This window comes from Cupriavidus sp. 8B (assembly GCF_054589115.1).
In genome coordinates this window covers 84,047-87,256 of record NZ_BAAILO010000181.1, presented here as the reverse complement: position 1 = coordinate 87,256, position 3,210 = coordinate 84,047, and the positions used below count along the sequence as shown (strand labels likewise).

General features: G+C 65.0%; 3 protein-coding genes. 1 reads left to right on the top strand and 2 read right to left on the bottom strand.

Translation table 11 applies throughout. From position 1 onward, the window contains the following. Positions 1–45 precede the first annotated feature (45 nt). Positions 46–627 (bottom strand): S1C family serine protease, encoded by a 582-nt coding sequence (locus ACYP5B_RS18325; protein ID WP_459570636.1) that lies wholly within the window; start codon positions 625–627, stop codon positions 46–48. 110 nt (positions 628–737) lie between these two features. On the opposite strand from ACYP5B_RS18325, the gene ACYP5B_RS18320 reads away from it, so the two are divergent. Further along, positions 738–1,142, top strand: coding sequence for a YjfB family protein (locus ACYP5B_RS18320; RefSeq protein WP_318234141.1), 405 nt, complete (start codon positions 738–740; stop codon positions 1,140–1,142). 69 nt (positions 1,143–1,211) lie between these two features. Here ACYP5B_RS18320 and ACYP5B_RS18315 read toward each other — a convergent pair whose 3' ends face one another. Beyond that, entirely contained in the window at positions 1,212–3,131 is a 1,920-nt protein-coding gene (locus ACYP5B_RS18315; RefSeq protein ID WP_459570635.1) for a sensor histidine kinase, read from the bottom strand. Positions 3,132–3,210 lie beyond the last annotated feature (79 nt).

The following is a 3,210-nucleotide window of genomic DNA, read 5'->3' as shown; positions in this document are numbered from 1 at the left end:
TATGTCGTGCGACTGGCTGGGTAGTCGGGCGTGGGGACGCATTCTTCAGGCACTGGTCCGTGTTACCCGACATAGTCCGGAAGGGCACATAGTGCCGAAATTGATGTTCTGCGCGTCGGTCCGCATCAGGTAGGTAATGCCGACGAGTTGCCCGTCCGTATTGAACAGGCCACCCCCGCTGGAACCGGGGGAGATCGGGGCGGTGGTCTGGAGGCGGACGATGCGGTCGCGCTCATCCTTGTTCAGCGAGGAGAGCAGGCCACCGCTCAGCGTCAGCTCGTAGCCGCGTGGCGCGCCGATGGCGTAGACCTTTTGCCCGACCTTGAGCGCGGCCATCGGTGCGATCTTCACGGCCGGGGCGGTAAGGCCCTTGGCGCGCAGGATGCAAAGGTCGCGCTCGACATCGGCGTGCACCAGGCTGGCGCCATACGTGACCTTCTCGCGCCGGATACTGACGGACTTGCCGCTCTTGAGTACGTGGCAGTTGGTGACCAGTTCTTCCGGCCCGATCACCACCGAGCTGCCCAGGCCGAAGCGCGTGCCTTGCGCGTCAAAGACGGATACCACCCAGATGCTGGGCGATTCCCGCTCATAGAGCTCCGCCGAATCCAGCGCCAGGCAATCCATTGCGATGCCAAAAGCCAAACACGAAATAGCGATGCTTCCCGCAATTTTTTGCGCCCGACCCATGATGTTCATTCTGGTGACTGGTTTCGCCGGATTCAGCCGCTATCCTGATGGTGCTGGCTGTCTGGTCTTTCCCGGCCAGATCGACCGGGCTGCTTATGATAAACGTTCCGGATGCCAAGCGGGTGGCCCGCTATTGCGGCCGCGGCGCTAAAGATTTTGGGTTGATGGCCGACAACATGGATGCTGGGAGGTGCGCCTTCCCGCTGGTTTCAATGCCAAAGCGTAGCTTCACCCTCAACCTCAATTTCAACCTGGAAGACCATTCAATGGATATTTCCCTCGTCAGTGCGGCCAGCAACTCGGGCGGCGATCCGGTGCCCACCATGATGCTGCGCAAGTCGCTAGACCTGCAGGCTCAGAGCGTGGCAACCCTGCTGGGCTCGATGCCGCAAGTCAGCGTCCCGGCCAGCAATCCCCCTCACCTTGGCCAGACCATCGACATCAAGGTCTGATTCCGGTAACGGAGTCGCCCGCGCCCGGGTTGACATGGAACTTGACATCGAACGGGCGCGGGAAGGGAGCTAAACGGCAGAAGCGGGTGGCGGCTCCGGCGCAAGTGCAAACGCCAGCCGCACGGTAGTGCCCTGCGGTGAAGAGCGCAGGTCCAGCGTCGCCCCGATGGCCTCGGCGCGCCGGCGCATATTGCCCAATCCCCGTCCGTGCGCGGCAGCCTCGGGCGTAAAGCCGCAGCCATTGTCATGGATCTCGATAACCAGGGCTTGCTGGCCAGCATCATGGCGCGCCAAGACCCGGATGGCGCTGCCGCGGGCATGTTGCATGGCATTGGAAAACACCTCCAGCAACAGGTAGTGCAGCTCCCGCACCCGCTGCGGCGTCAGGTCGTGCAACGCCGGCAGGCGCGCCACCTGCCAGTCCACCCGCAATCCCGCTGCCTCCAGCCGCGGGCCAAGCCGGTAGCGCAGGTTGCCGAGTACGGCGGCCAGGTCGCCGCCGGTATCCTGCAACGCATCGACGGATAGTTTCAGGGCATCCAGCGCATGCTGAAGGTGTTGTTGCAACGTGTGCGTGGAAGGGCTGCCGGCACGCAGCATGGAGAGCATGCCCACCAGCTGGCTGCCTAGCCCGTCATGGATATCGCGCATGATCCTGCCGCGCTCCTGCAGGGTGGCCTGCTCGCGTTCCATCTCGCGTGAATGGCGGTACAGCTCATACAGCTCCTGCTCCTTGCGGGAGACCGCGCTGTCGAGCTTCTGGTTCAGGGCAGCCAACATGCGTGTGGCGCGCGTGTAGCGATCGACCAGCAGCCAGCCCATGGTCAGGCTGAATATCAGCGACACGTAGCGGGTGACCGAGGAGTCCCAGTAGTAGTCGCCGATCCACCAGACATGGATCAAATCCAGCATCGAGATGAGCAGTGTGAGGCCAAGGGCGGCGGCAATCGCCATGCGTTCACGCTCCGGACGCGTCACGGCGGCGCGGACCAGCACGGCCACGATCGACAGCGCCATTGCGACATTGACGATCACGTTGGCCAAGACCATGGCGCGCGTGCTGTGCGCCGCCACCATCAGCGCGATCAGCGGAATCTTGACAACCAGGTAGAGCAGCAGCATGCGGCGTAGCCAGCGGGCCTCCAGGCCGGTCACCAGGATGGCGAACCTGGCAGTCGCGTACATGAACACCGCCCGCCCGGCCAGCACCACGGCGAGCCACGCATCGGGCGCGCCGGCGTCGTCGGAAACGAAGTACTCGGCCAGCCCGAAAGACCAGCCGAGCTCGGCGATGGCATATAAGCCGAACAGGGGATCCCGCTGCCGCCACCACACCAGCCCTGCCAGGCAAGCCAGCAGCACGCTGACCGCCGCGATGACTACCGGGCCGATGACCTTGAACCAGAGCGCCCGGTGGTAGTGCGCCTCCACCAGCGCCGGCACACCAAACTCCACGCGCGACAGGCCGCCGCGCGAGCTGGCGCTGGCGGCGATGGTGACAAGCAGTTCGTTCTCCGGGCGCAGCAGGTCCGCCGGCACCGGGATCAGCAACGGCTGCTGGCCGGCATAGGGCGCCGGGGCAGACAGGCTGCCAGCGTGGGCGAGGCGGTTGCCGTTGAGCCGCACTTCATAGCTGTTGGCGACCCGCTCCACGTACAGCGCGGCCATGCCCTGGCGGCCTGGCATGTCCTGGAAACGCAGGAGAAATCGCGCGCCGCCGGTCTCGCCGGGACGCGACCGGTCCCAGTAGTAAGGCAGGCTGACCGTGGCCGGCGGCCCGTCACCGGTGATCATGGTGGCTTCGCCGAGGATTTGCAGCTGGCCGGCGGCAAGCGCAGATGTGCCAGGCAAGGCGAGCAGCAGCCAGAGCACAAACGCTAGCAGCGGCTTTACGGTGAGCGGGGATTGGGGCAGCAGGATGCGCAGAAGCCGCAAGGAGGCGGTAGTCGGCGTGGCCGGGGAGCAGGCCACCGCTTGGGGTATCACCATGAGCTGGTCTGGGGCTTGGCGCGAGGGTGCGAGATGATGGTTCCGCCGCGCCCATCGTAGCTTTGCGCCGGAGTTCGGT